Source organism: Agromyces sp. Y182, from assembly GCF_059445385.1.
Genome location: NZ_JCAIUF010000002.1, coordinates 1,177,165 through 1,195,626, shown reverse-complemented (window position 1 = coordinate 1,195,626; position 18,462 = coordinate 1,177,165). Strand labels below are relative to the sequence as shown.

The following is an 18,462-nucleotide window of genomic DNA, read 5'->3' as shown; positions in this document are numbered from 1 at the left end:
GCCGGTCAGACCGTCTCATTCGGCCCCAGCACGCGGGGCCCCGAGGTTCCCGAGATGGCATCCGCCTCGCCTCCTTCCCAGATGGAGCTCATCTCGAGGAAGGTGCGTTGCATGATCCGCAGCATCGAGGCTTGTGCATCTTCGGGGTTGCCACGCTGGATGGCGCTGGCGACGTCGACATGGAACTGCAGTGCTTCGACATGCGGATTCGTCGGCATGAGCCCGTAATGAGTGCGACCTGCGAGCACCTCCTCGACGAGGGTGTGCAGCTTGCCGAACATCTCATTGCCCGAGTTGGTGAGCACCAGGCGGTGGAACTCGATGTCGAGTTCGAGGAACCGGTCGCTGTCGCCCTCCTGGCCCGCCGCCCACAGCTTGCCCGCGAGCCCCATGAGCTCGCTCGCTCCCGTGAGGGGGGCGCGGATGGCGGCGAGCCGCGCGGCCTCGGGCTCGACTGCCGTCCGCAGCTCCGTCAGCGATCGCAGCTGGGCGATGCGGCCGGGGGATGCGAGGCGCCAGCGGATCAACTGCGGGTCGTACAGGTTCCATTCGGACTGGGGCAGCACCTTGACTCCGACGCGACGCCGCGAGGAGATCATGCCCATCGCGGCGAGCACACGGAGCGCTTCGCGCACGACGGAGCGGGACACGTCGTAGCGCTGCTCGAGTTCGTCGATGCGGACGACGACGTCTGCGGGAAGCTCTCCCGAACACAGGGCGAGGCCGAGCCTGTCGAGGACCTGCGCGTGGAGGCCCATCACAGGGCCGGAGGGGCCGTGATCTTTCTCGACGGCCGTCCCTTTTGCATCGCTAGTCACGGATAAATCATACCGGACCGGCTTGCGAGTTGAATAAGTATGACTTTATTTGTTATGGTGCCTCCATTGAGATGACGTAGCGATCGTGAAGTGCGGAATCTCCGTGCACAGAGGAGTGCATCATCACCAAGACACAGAGGAAGTCGTAATGAAGCGATCTGTCATCCGAATCACCGGGCTCGCGACCGCCGCCCTGCTCCTGGGAGGCGGGCTCTCGGCCTGCAGCTCGGGCGGCGACGGCGGGGAGGGCTCCGACACGGTGCGCGTCACGCTCGTCAACCACGTGTGGACCGACATCATCAAGGAGAAGATCCCCGAGTTCGAGAAGGAGACGGGCATCACGGTCGAGGTCGCCCAGTTCGGAGAAGACCAGCTCTCCGACCAGTACAACGTCAAGCTCAACGCGGGCACCGACGAGATCGACGTCATGATGTACCGCCCCCTCCAGGAGGGCAAGCTCTTCGCCAAGAACGGCTACATGGCCGACCTGAGCGACCGCGTCACCGAGAGCAGCGACTGGGACTGGTCGGACTACCAGGAGGGCCCCGTCAACTCGACGAGTTATGACGGCCAGGTCGTCGGCGTGCCGATCATCACCGAGCAGGAGGTGCTCTACTACCGCAAGGATCTGCTCGAGGCAGCCGGCCTCGAGGTTCCCAAGACGATGGACGACCTCCTCGCCGCGGCGGAGCAGATCAAGAACGAGAACCCCGGCATCGCGGGCTTCGTGGCCCGCACCGGCAAGTCCGCGGCGGTCACCCAATTCTCGAGCTTCCTGTACAGCTATGGCGGTGACTTCATCGACGAAGACGGCGACGCGAGCGTGAACACGCCAGAAGCGAAGGCCGCGTACGAGACCTACGGCAAGCTGATCCACGACTTCGGCCCCGAAAACGTCAGCACCGACATGAGCTGGTCCGAGGCGATGGCCATCTTCACGCAAGGCGGTGCGGCGTTCTACACCGAGGCCGACAGCCTCTACAAGAACGCGACCGACCCCGAGAACTCGAAGGTGTCCGACACCGTCGGTTTCGCCCCCATCCCGGCCGGTCCCGACGGCTCCAAGGCATACAACGTGCCCTCGTGGGCGCTCGGCGTCAACGAGACTTCCTCGAACCAGGACAACGCCTGGAAGTTCATCGAATGGGCGACCAGCCAGGAGATGACGCTCGAGATCCAGCAGGCCGGCGTCCCCGGCGCCCGCGCTTCCGTGTGGGACGACCCCGAGGGAATCTCGACCTACCCGGCAGACCTCGCCGAGGCGATCGCCATCAGCACCAAGAACGGCGTCGGCCACGACCGACCGCTCGTCGTCAAGGTCCCCGAGGCGCGTGAGATCGTCGGCGATCCGATCGTCGTCGCCATCACCGGTGGAGACTCGGATGCCGCCGCGGATGCCGCGAACGAGGCGCTCCAGGCGCTCCTCGACGAAGAGAGCCAGTAGCAGCACCCAGCACCCAACCCCCGGATTCTCACTCACGAGGAGGTGAACGATGACTGCGACGACCAGTGCCCGTACATCGACGGAGACCGGCATCCGCCCATCGCCACAGAAGGCGTTCTCCGATTGGGCGAATCGCCGCCGCAAGTGGCTGTTCGCCTCCCCGGCGATGATCATCGTCGGCCTGCTGGTCGCCATCCCGCTCGTCTGGACGATCTACCTGAGCTTCACCAACTCCGAAGGATCGGTGCGCGCCGAGCACGAGTTCATCGGCTTCGAGAACTACGCCGAGGTCTTCACCGACTTCGACCGTTTCTGGCCGGCGGTCTGGCGCACCTTCCTGTTCACGGGCGGTGTGCTCATCGTCGAACTCGTGCTCGGCATGGCCATCGCCCTGCTCCTCTGGCGCCCGTTCCGCGGCGAGCGCTGGGTGCGGGTCGCCATCCTGCTGCCTCTCGTCGCGACTCCCGTCGCGGTCGGCATGATGTGGAAGCTCATCTTCGACCCCAACATCGGCTTCGCCAACCAGCTGCTCGGCTTCTTCGGCATCCCGCCGCAGCCGTGGCTGTCGGGCGAGCTGACGGCCCTGCCGACCCTCATGTTCGTCGACATCTGGCAGTGGACGCCGATGGTCGTGCTCATCCTTCTCGCAGGCCTCACCTCCCTCTCCGACGAGCCCGACGAGGCGGCCCGCATCGATGGCGCCAGCGCGTGGCAGCGCTTCTGGTATGTCACGCTGCCGCTGCTCAGGACGACGGTCATCGTCGCCATCCTGCTGCGCAGCATCGACGCGCTCAAGACCTTCGACATCCTGTACGCGACGAAGGGCAAGGGCGGCGGCTCGTTCCACGAGGTCGAGACGCTCAACGTCTACGCCTACGGACTCAGCTTCGACTACAACGACTACGGCGTCGCATCCGCTGTGCTCATGATCTTCTTCCTGCTGATCATCGCGATCATGTGGGCCATCACGTTCAGAAGAAAGGAGAAGGCGTCGCAATGACCACGACCGTCGAATCGACCACGACACCGGCTCCCCCCGCGAGTTCACCGCCTCCGCCGCCGGCCCGTCGGCGCAAACCATTGCGCTCCCGCGCCTACACGTGGTTCCGCGCAGTCTCGCTCATCGTCATCGTCGTCGTCTTCATCCTGCCCCTCGCCTGGATGCTGCTGTCGTCGTTCAAGACGAACGTCGACATCTACGACGTCGGCAAGACGCTCGCGTTCACGCCCACGCTCGACAACTTCGCGAACGTGCTGGGGCGCGACAACTACTTCCAGTTCATCTTCAACAGCGCCTGGATCGCATTCGCCTCGACGGCGCTCTCCCTGCTGGTGGGGGTTCCCGCCGCCTACGCGATGAGCCGGTTCACCATGCAGAAGTCGGCGGGCATCGTGCTGCTGGCGCGCATCATCCCCGGTGTCAGCCTGCTCGTGCCGTGGTACTTCATCTTCGCGAATCTGCGCATGGTGGGCGACTACAGCGTGTTGATCCTGTCGCACATGTTCGTCGCGCTGCCGCTCATCGTGTACATCATGATGTCGTTCTTCGACTCGCTTCCGGAGGACCTCGAAGAGTCGGCGCAGGTCGACGGGCTCACGCCGATCGGCGCATTCCTCAGGATCACGCTGCCGCTGTCGACCCCCGGCATCGCGACAGCGGGAATCCTGTCGATCATCTTCTCGTGGAACAACTTCATGTTCGCGCTCGTGCTCTCCGGCGCAAACACGAAAACCCTGCCCGTGGCGATCTTCAACTTCGTGTCGTACGCGAGCATCGACTGGGGAGGACTCATGGCTGCCGCCGTCGTCGTGACCGTGCCGATCATGGTCATCGCCCTGTTCACCCAGAAGTACATCGTGTCGGGGCTCACCGCCGGCGCGACGAAGGGCTGATCCCGCCGTGCTCATCGATCGCGTCGAGACCTTCATGGTCGCGCCCCGCTGGCTGTTCGTCCGCATCGAGACGGACTCGGGCGTCGCAGGCTGGGGCGAGGCATCCCTCGAAGGCCACTCGGCAACGGTCCGCACCGCCGTCGAGCAATTCGCCGAGTACCTGATCGGGCGCGACCCGCTCACGATCGAGGACCACTGGCAGGTACTCAGCAAGTCCGGCTTCTACCGGGGCGGGCCGGTGCTCTCGAGCGCCGTCTCGGGCATCGACCAGGCGCTGTGGGACATCGCCGGCCGTCACCTCGGCGTGCCCGTGCACCAACTGCTCGGCGGAGCGGTGCGCGACCGCATCCGTGCCTACGGCTGGGTCGGCGGCGACGACCCGGCGGAGATTGCGGATGCCATCGGGGCTCAGCTCGATGTCGGGCTGACCGCGGTGAAGATGAACGCGAGCGGCCGGATGAGCCGCAACGGCTCGGCGGCTGAACTGGATGCCGTCGTCGAGCGGGTCGCCGCTGCCCGTGAGGTGCTCGGCCCGGCCCGCGACATCGCCGTGGACCTCCACGGGAGATTCACGCTCGCGACCGCGCGCCGTATCGCGCCGCTGCTGGAGCCGTTCCACCCGTTCTTCCTCGAGGAGCCGATCGTGCCCGAGAACTCGCATGCGATCGGTGCGCTCGTCTCGTCGACGACGATCCCGGTGGCGACGGGCGAACGGCTGTACAGCAGGCAGGAGTTCCTTCCCGTGCTCGCGGCCGGAATCGCCGTCGCTCAGCCCGACCTGTCGCACGCCGGCGGCATCAGCGAGGTGCGTCGCATCGCCTCCCTCGCCGAGGCCTACGACGTGCAGTTGGCGCCGCACTGCCCGATCGGGCCGCTCGCGCTCGCCGCATGCCTGCAGGTGGGTTTCGCGACGCCGAACTACCTCATCCAGGAGCAGAGCATCGGCATCCACTACAACACGGGCGCCGAGGTGCTCGACTACGTGCTCGACACGGAGCCGCTCAAATTCGTCGACGGCGCCATCGAGCGACTGACCGGGCCTGGCCTCGGCATCGAGATCGACGAGGCCGCCGTGCGTGCGGCCGACAGGGCGGGGCACGAATGGCGTTCGCCGATCTGGCGGCACGACGACGGTTCCCTGGCGGAATGGTGACGAGATGACCCGGAGATCTCGCCGGCCAGAGCCACTCTCAGCAGAATAGGATCCATCATGAAGATCGAACGCGCGGAAGTCATCGTCACCAGCCCCGATCGCAACTTCGTCACTCTCAAGCTGACGACCGACGAGGGCATCACCGGGCTCGGCGACGGAACCCTCAACGGCCGGGAGCTCGCGGTGGTGAGCTATCTCAAGGACCACGTGGTGCCTCTGCTCATCGGTCGCGATGCGTCGAAGATCGAGGACACCTGGCAGTTCCTCTACCGAAGCGCGTACTGGCGTCGTGGTCCGGTCACGATGGCGGCGATCGCGGCGGTTGATGTCGCGCTCTGGGACATCAAGGCGAAGGCCGCCGGGATGCCGCTCTACCAGTTGCTCGGCGGGGCATCGCGAACCGGTCTGCTCGCCTATGGTCACGCCTCTGGCAAGTCGAACGAGGAATTGTTCGACAGCGTGCGTTCGTACCAGGAACAGGGGTACCGGGCGATTCGGATCCAGACCGGGGTGCCCGGTCTCGAATCGATCTACGGCATCGCCTCCAATGCCACCCTCGAGGGGAACACGGGCGTTCGCTACGACTACGAGCCCGCCCAGCGCGGCGCGTATCCGAAGGAGGAGGACTGGGACACCCGCTCGTACCTGCGCCATGTGCCGACGGTGTTCGAGGCCGTGCGGTCCGAGTTCGGGCCGGAGTTACCGCTCCTGCACGACGGACATCACCGGATGACGCCGATCCAGGCCGCCCAGCTCGGCAAGTCCCTCGAGCCCTACGACCTGTTCTGGCTCGAGGACTGCACGCCCGCCGAGAACCCCGAGGCGCTGCGGCTCGTGCGTCAGCACACGACCACGCCGCTCGCCATCGGCGAGATCTTCAACACGGTGTGGGACTACCAGCAGATCATCCGTGAGCAGCTCATCGACTACGTGCGCAGCGCGGTCACCCACACGGGCGGCATCTCGCACCTGAAGAAGGTGCTCGACTACGCGGCGCAGTACCAGATCAAGTCGGGCATGCACGGGCCGACCGACATCTCACCCGTCGGCATGGCCGCAGCCATGCACCTGGGCCTCGCGATTCACAATTTCGGCATCCAGGAGTATATGAAGCACGGTTCGAAGACCGATGCGGTCTTCGAGCAGTCGTACACGTGGAAGGACGGACTGCTGCACCCCGGGGACAACCCGGGCATCGGCGTCGACCTCAACGTGGATGAAGCGGGAAAGTATCCCTACGAGCAGGCATACCTCCCATACAACCGTCTTGCGGACGGCACCGTCCACGACTGGTGAACTCCGGCGTGCTGAAGACCGCGGTGTCGAGGGCGCGCGACATCCGGTAGACTTGTCGATTGGACTTCGGCGAGGGATGCCTCACCGGTCGCGAGAGCGGGCGGCGGCATCCGTGATCGACGCGGTAGGAGCAGGCTCCACGGCTTTTCCTCACGCATTTGCGCACATTCGTTGCGCGCGTTCGAGTCGAGACAACAGACACACGATCTGGGCCGCCAGCGCCTCCAAAGCCGGGCCCAGCAAGGAGAAACAAATGGCTGAAGACAACAAGGTCGTCGCAGACGCGCGCGAATCGTTCGGCAAGGGTGCGGCCCGCAAGCTCCGCGCCGCCGGCAAGATCCCCGCGGTCGTCTACGGTCACGGCACCGACCCCGTGCACGTCGCGCTCCCGGCGCACCAGATCGGGCTCATCCTCCGCAAGGCGAACGCCGTGCTCGACCTGCAGATCGACGGCAAGAGCCAGCTCGCCCTCGTGAAGGACGTGCAGAAGGACCCGGTGCACCAGGTCATCGAGCACCTCGACCTCATCGTCATCAAGAAGGGCGAGAAGGTCCAAGTCGAGGTGCCCGTGCACCTCGAGGGCGAGCCTGCCCCGGGCACGATCGCCGACCTCGACCAGCACACCCTCTCGCTCGAGGCCGAAGCGACCCACATCCCCGAGCGCGTCGTCGTGAACGTCGAAGGTCTCGAAGAGGGCACGCAGATCCTTGCGGGCGCCGTCGAACTGCCCAAGGGCTCGACGCTCCTCTCCGACCCCGAGGCGCTCGTCATCAACGTGCACACGCCGCAGAAGGTCGACCTGGGCGAAGAGGCCGCTGCAGAGGCCGCCGAGGGCGAAGCGGCCGAAGGCGCTGCCGAAGAGGCCGCCGAAGAGCCGGCCGAGTAGCACTCGCACCACTGCACTCGCACCACCGCGTCGGGGCCTCGCCTCCCGCATCCGGGTACGCTCGGAACGCGGGGCGCGGGGCCCACGCGTTTCTCGCTCGCTCGGAGGTCAGATGGGATTCCTCGACCTGTTGCGCCCTCGCCGGAAGGACGACATCGTGGCCCAGAACACCTGGCTCGTGGTCGGCCTCGGCAACCCGGGCGCGCAATACGCCGGCAACCGGCACAACGTGGGCCACATGGTCGCCGACGAACTCGCCGCACGCATCGGTGCGCAGTTCAAGAGCCACAAGACGCCGTCGCGTGTCGCCGAGGGATTCCTCCGCCCGGGCGGCCCGAAGCTCGTCATCGCCAAGCCCAATGGCTATATGAACACTTCGGGCGGGCCGGTCGCGGCGCTCCTGAAGTTCTATTCGATCGAGCCCGAGCGCCTCATCGTCGTGCACGACGAACTCGATCTGCCGTTCGACACCGTGCGCTTGAAGCAGGGCGGCGGGCACGGCGGGCACAACGGACTCCGAGACATTCAGAAGGCCACCGATTCAGCGCCGTTCACGCGCGTGCGCGTCGGCATCGGCCGCCCTCCCGGCAGGCAGGACCCGGCCGATTTCGTACTGAAGGACTTCTCGAGCGCGGAGCGCCCGAACCTTCCGAACCTGGTGTCGGATGCCGCGGACGCGGTCGAGGCGGTGGCGAGCGAAGGGCTCGTGGCGGCGCAACAGCGATTCCACGCACCGAGTTAGGCGCAAGACGGACCGGATCGGCTCGCCGCGGACTCAGATCAGCCCGCGGAGGAATTCCTCGGGCGGAAGGCCCTCGGCTTGGGAGCGTACGCGGAGCCGATCGAGTTCTTCGGTCGAGAGCTCGAGCGTGATGCTGTGCCACGCCTCGGGCTCGGGGTCGAGGCTGAACAGCGCGCCGTCGTCGAAGGCGGGCGCGACGGCGTCGCGTGTCGGTGCGGGCTCTGGTTCCGGTACGGCTTCGGCTGCAGGCGCGGGTTCGGCGATCGTCGCCGAGCCATCCGTCTCGCAGGCCCCGCTCCACCCCGGGCCACCGGGAACCGACAAGCCGCGTTGATACGCCTCGGCGACCGCGCGAGCGCGCACGTCGGCCGCCTCGTTGAGCTCGTGACCCACGTGGCCCTTCACCCATTCGAAGCGGTAGCGGCGCCCGGCGATCGCTTCGTCGAGCTCCTGAAGGAGCTCGACGTTCATGACCGGCTTGCCGTCTGACTTGCGCCAGCCCTTGCGCTTCCAGCCGGGCATCCACTTGGTGACCGAGTTGATCACGTACTGGCTGTCGCACTGCACGAGGAGGTCATCGTCGAGGTGGGCCGTCGCGCGGAAGAGTTCGAGCACCGCCTTCAGCTCGCCCTGGTTGTTGGTGGCGTGCTTCCACCCGCCGGCGGCCCAGCAGTCGTCGTCGACGTACCAGGCCCAGCCGGCCGGGCCTGGGTTGCCGAGGGCGGATCCGTCTGCGGCAGCGGTGATCATTGCGGGAGCCTCCTGGCGTTCGACGTGCGCGCCCATCGTATCGGCGGGCGACGACGACGCCGTGCGCGCGTGCAGCGGCGGGTCGCGTGCGGATCGCCTCGGACTCCGCGAGGCCGGACGGTGTGTCGGACGTGCCGCGTAGACTCGTCGGGTGAACCTCCAAGGCTTTCTCACGGCGCTTTCGCGCGCCGCAACCGTCGACGCCGCGCTCGCCGAAGCCCAGAGGAACGCTGACTTCTCGGCCCCCGACGGTCTCGACGCCCCACTGCTCGCCGGCCTCCTGCAACGCCGCGCAGAGGCAGGACTCCCGCCCGCGCTGCTCGTCATCACCGCCACGAGCCGTGAGGGCGAATCCTTGAGGGCGTCGCTTGCGCCGTACCTCGCCGATGCAGAGTTGCTCGAGTTCCCCGCATGGGAGACGCTGCCGCACGAGCGACTGAGCCCGTCGGCCGAGACCGTCGGACGCCGGCTGCATGCGCTGCGCCGCATGCACGAATGGTCAGAGGCCGGCTCGCGGCATCCGCTCGTCGTGGTCGCCTCGGTGCGCGCGGCCCTGCAGCCGCTCGCTGACAATCTCGCCTCGCTCGAACCTGTCGAACTCGTCGCCCGAGGGCGCGGGTACAACCTCGCGGACCTCGCAACGAAGCTCGTCGACCTCGCATATGCCCGCGTCGACATGGTCGCGCGTCGAGGCGAGTTCGCCGTGCGCGGCGGCATCCTCGACGTCTTCCCGCCGACCGCCGACCATCCGGTGCGGGTCGAGTTCTTCGGTGATGAGGTCGAAGAGCTGCGCGCGTTCTCAGTCGCCGACCAGCGGTCGCTGCCCGACGCGGTCGAACGCGTGACCCTGCCGCCGAGCCGAGAACTGCTGCTCACCGGGCCCGTGCGCCAGCGCGCGCGGGAGATGGTGCACGAGTTCCCGAGCTTGTCGGGGCTGCTCGAGAAGATCTCCGAGGGCATCCCCGTCGAGGGCATGGAATCGCTCGCGCCGGCACTCCTCGACCGACTCGTGCCGCTCACGCACTACCTGCCGGAGGGGGCGGCCGTCGCGGTGCTCGCGCCCGAGCGCGTCGCCGGCCGGGCGGTGAGTCTCGGGGAGACCAACCGCGAGTTCCTCGGAGCAGCGTGGAGCGCAGCCACAGCGGGCGCCGAAGCGCCGATCGATCTCGCGGCCGGTGACTTCCTCACGGTGCGCCAGTTACGGGATGCCGCGCTGTTCAGTGCACCCGGAGAGCCCGACCCTCGTCGGGTGTGGTGGAACTTCTCGGGCTTCGACATCGGCGACGCGGCCGAGGTCGTCGCGGCCGCGGGCGGCGAGGTCGCACCGCAGACGGCCGGCGCATCGACGACGGTGCGGCTCGCGGCGAATGCGATGCCGAGCTTCCAGGGCAACGTGGCCGGCGCGGTCGATCATGCCGCCGAACGCCTGCGCGACGGATGGAGCCTCGTCGTGGCATCCGCCGGTCACGGTCTCGTCGAGCGCGCACGAGACGTGCTCGCAGAAGCAGGACTCGCCGCACGGATCGTCGACGAGGTCCCGCCGAAGCTCGAGCCCGGGGTCGCCTACCTCGTGCAGGCCGATGCCTCGCGCGGCTACGAAGTGCCCGAGCTGAAACTCGGCCTCATCGCCGAAGCCGAGTTCTACGGTCGCTCGGCCGGCTACGACGCACGGCAGGGCAAGAAGCTCGCGAGTCGTCGCCGCAACGTCGTCGACCCGCTGCAGTTGAAGGCCGGAGACTACGTCGTGCACCAGACGCACGGCATCGGCAAGTTCATCGAAATGGTCCAACGCGAGGTTGCCACGGGCTCGCGCCCGACCGGACCGAGTCGTACTGCGGGCATCCAGCAGCAGCCGACCGCAGTGCGCGAGTACCTCGTCATCGAATACGCGCCATCCAAGCGAGGTCACGCGGGCGACCGGCTCTTCGTGCCGACCGACCAGCTCGACCTGCTCTCCCGATACGTCGGGGGCGAAGCCCCATCGCTCTCGAAGATGGGCGGCAGCGACTGGTCCCAGGCCAAGGGCCGCGCCCGCAAGGCGGTGCGCGACATCGCCGTCGAGCTCGTCAAGCTCTACTCGGCGCGCATGGCGGCGAAGGGCCACGCGTTCGGGCCCGACACGCCCTGGCAGCACGAACTCGAAGAGGCCTTCCCGTTCGTCGAGACACCCGACCAGGTGCAGACGATCGACGAGGTGAAAGCCGACATGGAGCGGCCGATCCCCATGGATCGCCTGCTCGCGGGCGACGTCGGGTTCGGCAAGACCGAGGTCGCCGTTCGTGCCGCGTTCAAGGCGATCCAAGACGGCAAGCAGGTCGCGATGCTCGTGCCCACCACGCTCCTCGTGAAGCAGCACCTCGAGACGTTCAACGAGCGGTACGCCGGATTCCCCGTGCACGTGCGCGCCCTCAGCCGGTTCCAGAGCGACAAAGAGGCGCGGGACACCATCGCGGGGCTCGCCGACGGCACGGTCGACATGGTCATCGGCACGCACCGCATCCTCACCGAGAAGGTGATCTTCAAAGATGTCGGCCTCGTCATCATCGACGAGGAGCAGCGCTTCGGCGTCGAGCACAAAGACTCGCTCAAGAAGCTGAAGACCAACGTCGACATCCTCGCGATGAGCGCGACGCCGATCCCGCGTTCGCTCGAGATGGCCGTCACCGGCATCCGCGAGATGTCCACGCTCGCGACGCCGCCAGAAGACCGGCACCCCATCCTCACTTTCGTCGGGCCGTACTCCGAGCAGCAGGTCTCCGCGGCGATCCGCCGCGAGATGCTCCGCGAGGGGCAGGTCTTCTTCGTGCACAACCGGGTCTCCTCGATCAACCGTGCCGCCGCGCAACTCGCCGAGCTCGTGCCCGAGGCGCGCATCGCCGTCGCGCACGGCCAGCTGAACGAACACGTGCTCGAGCAGATCGTGAACGACTTCTGGGAGCGCAAGTTCGACGTGCTCGTCTCGACGACGATCATCGAGACCGGCCTCGACATCACGAACGCGAACACGATCATCATCGATCGCGCCGACAAGTACGGGCTCAGCCAGCTGCACCAGCTGCGCGGTCGCGTCGGCCGTGGCCGTGAGCGTGCGTACGGCTACTTCCTCTACGATCCGGCGAAGCCGCTCTCCGAGACCGCGCACGACCGCCTCTCGACGATCGCCGCGAACAACGAGCTCGGCAGCGGCATGCAGGTCGCGCTGAAAGACCTCGAGATCCGCGGCGCAGGCAACCTCCTCGGTGCCGAGCAGGCCGGTCACATCGCGGGCGTCGGCTTCGACCTGTACCTGCGCATGATCGGCGAGGCGGTCTCCGCGTTCCGCGGCGATGTCGCGCAAGGGCAGACCGAGCTCCGGCTCGAACTGCCGGTCGACGCACACATCCCCGACGACTACGTCGACAGCGAACGGCTGCGCCTCGAGGCGTACCAGAAGCTCTCCGCCGCGAGCGGCCCCGCCGCCAAAGACGGGCAGATCGATGAGGTGCTCGACGAACTCGTCGACCGCTACGGTGAGCCCCCCGAGCAGGTCAAGCACCTCATCGCCGTTTCCCGACTGCGCCGCGAGGCGCAGCGCGCCGGCCTCTCCGACGTCATCGCCACCGGGTCGAAACTCCGCATCGCCCCCGCGAACATCCCCGACTCGCGTCGTGTGCGCCTCGAGCGCATGTACCCGGGCGCCAAGCACTTCGCCCAGAACGACGTGATCCTCGTGCCGTTCCCGGTCACCAACGGCGAACTGCCGGGCGACGCCGACCTCATCGACTGGGTGTCGCGGCTCATCATCGCGATCTTCCCGGTGCCTGAGGCGCCTGCGACGGATGCCGCGGCGGCGGGGAGCGCCGCCGGCTCAGGCGGCGGTGCCGCGAGCTAGACACCGTCGGCGGAGCCGCGAGCGAGTCGAACCTTCGGCGGAGCTGCGAGCGAGCGAACCGTCGGCGGGTGCCGCGAGCGAGTCGAACCGTCGGCGGGTGCCGCGAGCGAGTCGAACCGTCGGCGGAACCTCGAGCTAGACCCTCAGGTGGCCCCACTCGGCGAGGAACTCCTCGACCGACATCCGCTCGAGATCGGCGTTGATCGCCCGAAGCAGGGCGTCGGCCTCGTCGAGGGAGCCGGCCCTCGTGCGGATCACCGGTGCATCGGTGCCCGCACGCATGACCACGAGGTCGGCGATCGACGGGCCGCCGAGGCCCGTGGCCTCGCCAGCGAGCAGCAGGGCGGTGTGCCACGCCTTGCCGAGGCCCCGACGGCGGGTCTCGTGCAGCTCTGCACGAAGAAAACGGGCTGCGGGCGTGCTGTCGCTCATCGAATCAGTCTGACAGGTGGGTTCGGTGTTGCATGGTCAGCGCGAGAACGCCCCGCCGACGCCCGCGTGGCCGCCGTGCTTGCGATACTGCGCCGAGCGCAGACTCACGACGACGCCGGAGGCCGCGATCGCGATACCCGAGCCCAGCAGCACCGCGAGCGTGCCCTCGTCGGCGACCTCCGGCAGCCCGGCGAAGGCGAGCTCGTTCATGAGCAGCGAGACCGTGAAACCGATGCCGCCGAGCGTACCGACGACGAAGAGGTCGCCGAGCGTGAGCGGGATTCCAGTTCGACGGCGAACGACGAGCGCGCCGAGGCCGCCGGCCAGCATGATGCCGACGATCTTGCCGACCGGCAGCCCGACGAGGATGCCCCAGAACGCGGGGTCGAGTTCGCTCGGCTCCACCTGCGGAAACGCGACCATCGCCGCCGAGAACGCGAACAGCGGCAAGATGATGCCGTTCGACCACGGCTCGAGCGAGTGCACCGCCCGCCCGCCCGGGCGACGCGCCATGACGAGGCCGAGCGCGACGCCCGCGATCGTCGCGTGCACACCCGATTGGGAGACGAAGTACCAGGCGAGCACGCCGAGTGCGACGAGCACGAGCCCGATCGGCCATTGCGGCCGTCGCGAGAGGATCCACGTCGAGCGCGGCTTCATCATGCGACTGACCGCGCCGAAGAGGGCGATGGCGATGCCGGCGAAGCCGAGTGATGCGAGGTCGGCGTCGTCGGTGAAGAAGAAGGCGATGATCAGGATCGCGATGAGGTCGTCGAGCACCGCGAGCGCGAGGAGGAAGACCCGAACGCGGGTCGGGATCCATCTGCCGAACATCGCGAGCACGCCGAGGGCGAAGGCGATGTCGGTCGCCGTCGGGATGGGCCATCCGTCGACCGTCTCGGTGCCCGCCGTGAACGCGAAGAAGATGAGCGCGGGCACGGCGACCCCGCCGATCGCTGCGATCGCAGGCAGCAGCGCCTTCGACAGCGAGTTGAGTTCGCCGATGACGAGTTCGCGCTTCAGCTCGACGGCGACGATGAAGAAGAAGACGGCGAGCAGCCCGTCGCTGATCCAGTGCCCGGCAGAGAGGTCGAGACCGAGCCACGGCAGGTCGAGGTGTTCGTTCTTCAGGGCGATGAGCTCGGCGCCCACGGGCAGGTTCGCGATCACGAGGCCGAGCACTGCGGCGATGAGGAGGAGGGCTGCTGACCAGCGCTCCGAGCGAAGGAAGTTCATATGGGACTCCAAGAAGTCTCGTGCGCACCAGCCTCGGATACGCATGCGACGTCGGTGGGACGATGACGACGGTCTCCCGTCGGCCGACCAGACTTCCCGGCGCTCCGCGTTCGATCCTATCGGGGTGGGGTCGACGTAGGCTGGCACGCATGAGCGACGCCCGCACCGAACACGCATCGGCCGAGTCCCGCGACGCGCACGAGGGACTCACGGAGCTGGTCGCGATGGTCGCCCGGCTCCGTGCGCCGGGCGGATGCCCCTGGGACGCGGAGCAGACCCACGAGAGCCTCGTGCAGTACCTCGTGGAGGAGAGCTGGGAGCTCATCGACGCGATCGAGTCCGGTAGTCGCGAGGAGATGATCGAGGAACTCGGCGATGTGCTCTACCAGGTGCTCTTCCACGCCGACCTCGCCGCGCAGACACCCGGTGAAGACTTCGACATCGACGATGTCGCCCGTCACATGACGGCGAAGATGGTGTCGCGGCATCCGCATGTCTTCGGCGATCGCGAGGCCGAGACCGCCGCCGACGTCGTCGCCTTCTGGGACGACCTCAAGGCCGACGAGAAGCCGCACCGTACGAGCGTGCTCGACGGCATCCCGCGCGGCATGCCGGCGCTCGCGCTCGCGCAGAAGGTGCTCGGCAAGGCCGAGAAGGTCGGCGTGACGGATGCCGCGGGGTCGGCGCCGCCCGCGACGCCCGCGCCCGCGACGCCCGCGACCGAGGGCGAGCTCGGCGCGGTACTGCTCGGGCTCGTGGCATCCGCGCGCTCGCAGGGACTCGACGCGGAGCGCGCGCTGCGCGTCGCTGTGCGGGGCCTCGAAGACGAGGTGCGCGCGGCGGAGCGGTCGCGCACCGACTGACGGCCCCGCCGCCCGATGGCTCGCGGATGCCGCGGCGCGGGCGTACCGTCGGAGGAGACGGGCGCACCGAGGAGGAGTCCATGGGCATCGAAGAGGAGCGGCTCGCCGAGTTCTTCGATGCCTACGCTGCGGCGCTCCGCGAATACGACGCGGAAGCGACCGCGCAGCTCTGGGGACTGCCCGGCATGGTGATGACCGACGAGTTCGCCGGAGCGCTCGAGAGTCGCGCCGACATGGCCGCCGGCCTCTCATCGTCGTATCCGCTCTACCAGGGGCTCGGGCTCGAGTCGGCAGTGCCCGAACTTCGCGCCGTGAGCGCGCTCACCGAGCTCATCTCCATGGTGCGCGTGCGGTGGAGCTATCTCGACGCGAACGACGAGCTCATCGTGACGAGCGATTCCGAGTACCTCGTGCGCGACGACGCCGACGGACTGCACGTCTACCTCGCCGTCGGCATCGACGAAGCCGAGGCGCTGCGCGGCGCGGCGGCGGCTCGCGGGATCGAGCTCGACGCGGGCTGACGCAGGTTGACGTGGGCTCACGCGAGCTTGACGCGTGCGCAGGCGTGCGCCACGGGCGACGCCCGCGTGCTGGAAGAATGGTCGGCATGGTCGCATCCGTCACTCCACCGCGCGGAATGCGCGACTTCCTGCCTGCCGAGAAGGCCCGACGCGAGCACGCCCTCGGCGTGATCCGCGGGGTCTATGCGGCGCACGGCTTCGACGAGATCGAGACGCCGGTCATGGAAGACGCGTCGCGGCTGCACGCCGGCCTTGGCGGCGACAACGAGAAACTCGCATTCGCCGTCATGAAGCGCGGCTTGACCACCGACGACCTGGCGCGCGCCGCGGCATCCGGCGATGCCCTCTCGCTCGCCGATCTCGGCCTGCGCTACGACCTCACGGTGCCGCTCGCGCGGTTCTACGCGACGCACCGGGCCGCGCTGCCACCGGTGTTCCGGGCGATCCAGATCGCGCCCGTGTGGCGCGCGGAGCGCCCGCAGAAGGGTCGCTACCGCCAGTTCGTGCAGTGCGACATCGACATCATCGGCGAAGCCGGCCCGCTCGCGGAGCTCGAGTTGCTCACCGCGACCGTCGCGACGCTCGACGCGCTCGGCCTCGCCGGGTGCACGATCCGGCTGAACGACCGGCGGATCCTCGCCGGCATCCTCGGCTCGTGGGGCGTGCCCGACGAACTGCGCGAACGCGCGCTCATCACGATCGACAAGCTCGACAAGATCGGCACCGGGGGAGTGGCGGCCGAACTCGCCGAGCTCGGCATCGTGACTGGCGACGCGGATGTCGCGGCGGAGCTCGAGGCGCTGACCGCCGCCGATTGGCACCTGGCCGATGGCGTCACGCCCCCGCCTGCGTGGCTCGACCGCGAGGCCTACGCCGAGCTGCTCGCGCTGCGCGCGGCGCTGCCCGATGCTGCGATCGAGTTCGACCCGACCCTCGTGCGCGGCATGGGCTACTACACCGGCTCGATCTTCGAGATCGCCCACCCCGACTACGCCTATTCGCTCGGCGGCGGCGGCCGATACGACCACATGATCGGGCGCTTCCTGGGCCAGGAGGTGCCGGCGTGCGGCTTCTCGATCGGCTTCGAGCGCATCGTCGACCTGCTGGCCGTGCGCGACGAGGAACGCCCCCGTGCCGTCGTGCTCGTCCACGACGCGGATGTCCCTGCGGCACAGCTGCTCGCCCTGAAACGCGAGCTCGTGGCATCCGGAGCCCGGGTTCGTCTCGAGCGCCGCGTGAAGAACCTGCGCGCCCTGCTCGACCGCGTGACCGCCGACGGCTTCGACGCCTTCGCGCAGGTCGGCGTCGGCTCTACGGATGCCGCGTCGCTCGCGTTCCGCGACCTCGGCTGACCCTTCCTTCCGCTCCCTGCACGCGAGAGGTCGCGGATGGCGACCTCTTGCGCGCAGAAGTCGCCATCCGCGACGTTTCGACGCGCTCTGAGACGGGCCTGTGGAGAGTGAACGACCCGAATCCGGGCGTAGGGGCAGAGTCGGTGTGTGCGGAATCGATCAACTCTGCCCGGCTACCTCACCGGCATGGCGTTCCACGTGCGCGACGTGGCGTTGCACGAATCGACACGGAGCCGGCTTCGCGCGAGTGACGTGCAGCGGCCGTTCACGGCCGTGCGGTCGGTCGGTCTCGACCTCGATTCGGTGCTCGATCGCTGCCGTGCCTACGAGCCCTTGCTGCGCCCGGGCGAGGCATTCAGTCACGAGACTGCTGCGCTGCTGTTCGGTGCGCCCTTGCCGGCGGCGGGCCCGCTGCTCCACGTGATCTCGCCTCCCGGGCTCGTGCGGGCGCGCGGCCGTGGTGTGGCCGGGCACTCGAGTGATGCACCGAGTCCCGCGGTGCTGCGCCATGCACTCCCGGTCGTGGACCCTGCGCTCGTGTGGTGTCAGCTCGCGGCAACGCTCGATCGCTCCGACCTCGTCGCCGTCGGCGATGCGCTCGTCACCGGAGCCCGTACGCGAAGCGGGCGAGCTCCGGCGCTCACGAGCAGGGAAGAGCTTGCGCGTGCCGCGGAGCGTTGGGCGGGGCGCCGAGGTGCCCGCAACCTCACATGGGCGCTCCAGAGGGTCAGGGTCGGAGCCGAGTCGCGACCCGAATCGCTCACTCGGCTCGTGCTCGTCGAACATGGCTTCCCCGAGCCGGTGCCGAACGACCCGACGCCGATGGCAGACGGGACCGTGCTGCATCCGGATCTGAAGTGGGAGCACTGGCGGATCGTCTTCGAGTACGAGGGCGACGGTCATCGTACGAATCGTGCGATCTGGCAGCGGGACATCCGTCGGAAGCGCGATTTCGAGGCCGCGGGCTGGACCGTGATCCGCGTGACCTCAGATGATCTCTTCGTCGATCAGGCGGCGTTCATCGCGCGAGTCCGAGCGCTGATCGCGCTCGCCGAGGCTCGCGTCGCCCGTTGAGTGCCGAGGACCACCTCACCGAGAGGTCGCAGATGGCGACCACCTGCGCGCAGAAGTCGCCATCTGCGACGTTTCGCGTCGGGCGGCGAGCGGATGCCACGTGGCGCAGGTCATCCGGCCGAGACCTGCGG

16 protein-coding genes are annotated in these 18,462 nt (G+C 68.1%); 12 read left to right on the top strand and 4 right to left on the bottom strand.

The features are described 5' to 3' along the window. Window positions 1–5 precede the first annotated feature (5 nt). Window positions 6–818, bottom strand: a complete 813-nt coding sequence (locus AC1C2R_RS20115) for a FadR/GntR family transcriptional regulator (RefSeq protein WP_495353332.1) — start codon at window positions 816–818, stop codon at window positions 6–8. A 148-nt stretch (window positions 819–966) separates the two neighbouring features. On the opposite strand from AC1C2R_RS20115, the gene AC1C2R_RS20110 reads away from it, so the two are divergent. The 7 genes from AC1C2R_RS20110 (at window position 967) to pth (ending at window position 8,232) form a co-directional block, all read left to right on the top strand. Then, on the top strand, window positions 967–2,262 hold the full coding sequence (locus AC1C2R_RS20110) for an ABC transporter substrate-binding protein (RefSeq protein ID WP_495381057.1): 1,296 nt from the start codon (window positions 967–969) through the stop codon (window positions 2,260–2,262). Between the two features lie 49 nt (window positions 2,263–2,311). After that, a complete protein-coding gene (locus tag AC1C2R_RS20105; RefSeq protein ID WP_495353334.1) occupies window positions 2,312–3,262 on the top strand; it encodes a carbohydrate ABC transporter permease in 951 nt (316 codons plus the stop codon). After that, complete coding sequence (locus AC1C2R_RS20100) at window positions 3,259–4,155, top strand: carbohydrate ABC transporter permease (RefSeq protein ID WP_495353335.1); 897 nt, start codon at window positions 3,259–3,261, stop codon at window positions 4,153–4,155. Before AC1C2R_RS20105 ends, AC1C2R_RS20100 begins: the two co-directional genes overlap by 4 nt. A gap of 7 nt (window positions 4,156–4,162) precedes the next feature. After that, on the top strand, window positions 4,163–5,308 hold the full coding sequence (gene dgoD / locus AC1C2R_RS20095; protein ID WP_495381056.1) for a galactonate dehydratase: 1,146 nt from the start codon (window positions 4,163–4,165) through the stop codon (window positions 5,306–5,308). A 57-nt stretch (window positions 5,309–5,365) separates the two neighbouring features. After that, window positions 5,366–6,604, top strand: a complete 1,239-nt coding sequence (manD, locus tag AC1C2R_RS20090) for a D-mannonate dehydratase ManD (protein ID WP_495353337.1) — start codon at window positions 5,366–5,368, stop codon at window positions 6,602–6,604. Between the two features lie 253 nt (window positions 6,605–6,857). Beyond that, window positions 6,858–7,490, top strand: a complete 633-nt coding sequence (locus tag AC1C2R_RS20085) for a 50S ribosomal protein L25/general stress protein Ctc (protein ID WP_495353338.1) — start codon at window positions 6,858–6,860, stop codon at window positions 7,488–7,490. A gap of 112 nt (window positions 7,491–7,602) precedes the next feature. Continuing rightward, on the top strand, window positions 7,603–8,232 hold the full coding sequence (gene pth, locus AC1C2R_RS20080) for an aminoacyl-tRNA hydrolase (RefSeq protein ID WP_495381055.1): 630 nt from the start codon (window positions 7,603–7,605) through the stop codon (window positions 8,230–8,232). A 33-nt stretch (window positions 8,233–8,265) separates the two neighbouring features. Here pth and AC1C2R_RS20075 read toward each other — a convergent pair whose 3' ends face one another. Then, a complete protein-coding gene (locus tag AC1C2R_RS20075; RefSeq protein ID WP_495381054.1) occupies window positions 8,266–8,982 on the bottom strand; it encodes a ribonuclease H family protein in 717 nt (238 codons plus the stop codon). A 151-nt stretch (window positions 8,983–9,133) separates the two neighbouring features. Here AC1C2R_RS20075 and mfd point away from each other — a divergent pair, with 151 nt between their 5' ends. Continuing rightward, window positions 9,134–12,853, top strand: a complete 3,720-nt coding sequence (gene mfd, locus AC1C2R_RS20070) for a transcription-repair coupling factor (protein ID WP_495381053.1) — start codon at window positions 9,134–9,136, stop codon at window positions 12,851–12,853. A 135-nt stretch (window positions 12,854–12,988) separates the two neighbouring features. Here mfd and AC1C2R_RS20065 read toward each other — a convergent pair whose 3' ends face one another. Then, entirely contained in the window at window positions 12,989–13,285 is a 297-nt protein-coding gene (locus AC1C2R_RS20065; RefSeq protein WP_495381052.1) for a hypothetical protein, read from the bottom strand. A gap of 36 nt (window positions 13,286–13,321) precedes the next feature. Beyond that, window positions 13,322–14,521 (bottom strand): Na+/H+ antiporter NhaA, encoded by a 1,200-nt coding sequence (locus AC1C2R_RS20060; RefSeq protein WP_495381051.1) that lies wholly within the window; start codon window positions 14,519–14,521, stop codon window positions 13,322–13,324. A 149-nt stretch (window positions 14,522–14,670) separates the two neighbouring features. On the opposite strand from AC1C2R_RS20060, the gene AC1C2R_RS20055 reads away from it, so the two are divergent. From AC1C2R_RS20055 to AC1C2R_RS20040, 4 genes are all read left to right on the top strand, one after another. After that, the gene (locus AC1C2R_RS20055; RefSeq protein ID WP_495381050.1) at window positions 14,671–15,384 is read left to right on the top strand and encodes a nucleoside triphosphate pyrophosphohydrolase; all 714 of its coding nucleotides are present in this window, start codon (window positions 14,671–14,673) and stop codon (window positions 15,382–15,384) included. A gap of 80 nt (window positions 15,385–15,464) precedes the next feature. After that, window positions 15,465–15,905 carry a DUF6841 family protein gene (locus AC1C2R_RS20050; RefSeq protein WP_495381049.1) on the top strand — a complete coding sequence of 147 codons (441 nt, stop codon included), beginning with the start codon at window positions 15,465–15,467 and terminating at the stop codon, window positions 15,903–15,905. 86 nt (window positions 15,906–15,991) lie between these two features. Beyond that, window positions 15,992–17,257 (top strand): histidine--tRNA ligase, encoded by a 1,266-nt coding sequence (hisS, locus tag AC1C2R_RS20045; protein WP_495381048.1) that lies wholly within the window; start codon window positions 15,992–15,994, stop codon window positions 17,255–17,257. Between the two features lie 147 nt (window positions 17,258–17,404). Continuing rightward, window positions 17,405–18,331 (top strand): hypothetical protein, encoded by a 927-nt coding sequence (locus AC1C2R_RS20040; RefSeq protein WP_495381047.1) that lies wholly within the window; start codon window positions 17,405–17,407, stop codon window positions 18,329–18,331. The last annotated feature ends 131 nt before the right edge of the window (window positions 18,332–18,462 follow it).

What these genes read in the sequence shown, in the direction of transcription:
- AC1C2R_RS20110 (WP_495381057.1), top strand. Translation starts at nt 967, where the DNA reads ATGAAGCGATCTGTCATCCGAATCACCGGGCTCGCGACCGCCGCCCTG.
- AC1C2R_RS20105 (WP_495353334.1), top strand. Translation starts at nt 2,312, where the DNA reads ATGACTGCGACGACCAGTGCCCGTACATCGACGGAGACCGGCATCCGC.
- AC1C2R_RS20100 (WP_495353335.1), top strand. Translation starts at nt 3,259, where the DNA reads ATGACCACGACCGTCGAATCGACCACGACACCGGCTCCCCCCGCGAGT.
- manD (WP_495353337.1), top strand. Translation starts at nt 5,366, where the DNA reads ATGAAGATCGAACGCGCGGAAGTCATCGTCACCAGCCCCGATCGCAAC.
- AC1C2R_RS20085 (WP_495353338.1), top strand. Translation starts at nt 6,858, where the DNA reads ATGGCTGAAGACAACAAGGTCGTCGCAGACGCGCGCGAATCGTTCGGC.
- pth (WP_495381055.1), top strand. Translation starts at nt 7,603, where the DNA reads ATGGGATTCCTCGACCTGTTGCGCCCTCGCCGGAAGGACGACATCGTG.
- AC1C2R_RS20075 (WP_495381054.1), bottom strand. Translation starts at nt 8,982, where the DNA reads ATGATCACCGCTGCCGCAGACGGATCCGCCCTCGGCAACCCAGGCCCG.
- AC1C2R_RS20065 (WP_495381052.1), bottom strand. Translation starts at nt 13,285, where the DNA reads ATGAGCGACAGCACGCCCGCAGCCCGTTTTCTTCGTGCAGAGCTGCAC.
- AC1C2R_RS20060 (WP_495381051.1), bottom strand. Translation starts at nt 14,521, where the DNA reads ATGAACTTCCTTCGCTCGGAGCGCTGGTCAGCAGCCCTCCTCCTCATC.
- AC1C2R_RS20055 (WP_495381050.1), top strand. Translation starts at nt 14,671, where the DNA reads ATGAGCGACGCCCGCACCGAACACGCATCGGCCGAGTCCCGCGACGCG.
- AC1C2R_RS20050 (WP_495381049.1), top strand. Translation starts at nt 15,465, where the DNA reads ATGGGCATCGAAGAGGAGCGGCTCGCCGAGTTCTTCGATGCCTACGCT.
- hisS (WP_495381048.1), top strand. Translation starts at nt 15,992, where the DNA reads ATGGTCGCATCCGTCACTCCACCGCGCGGAATGCGCGACTTCCTGCCT.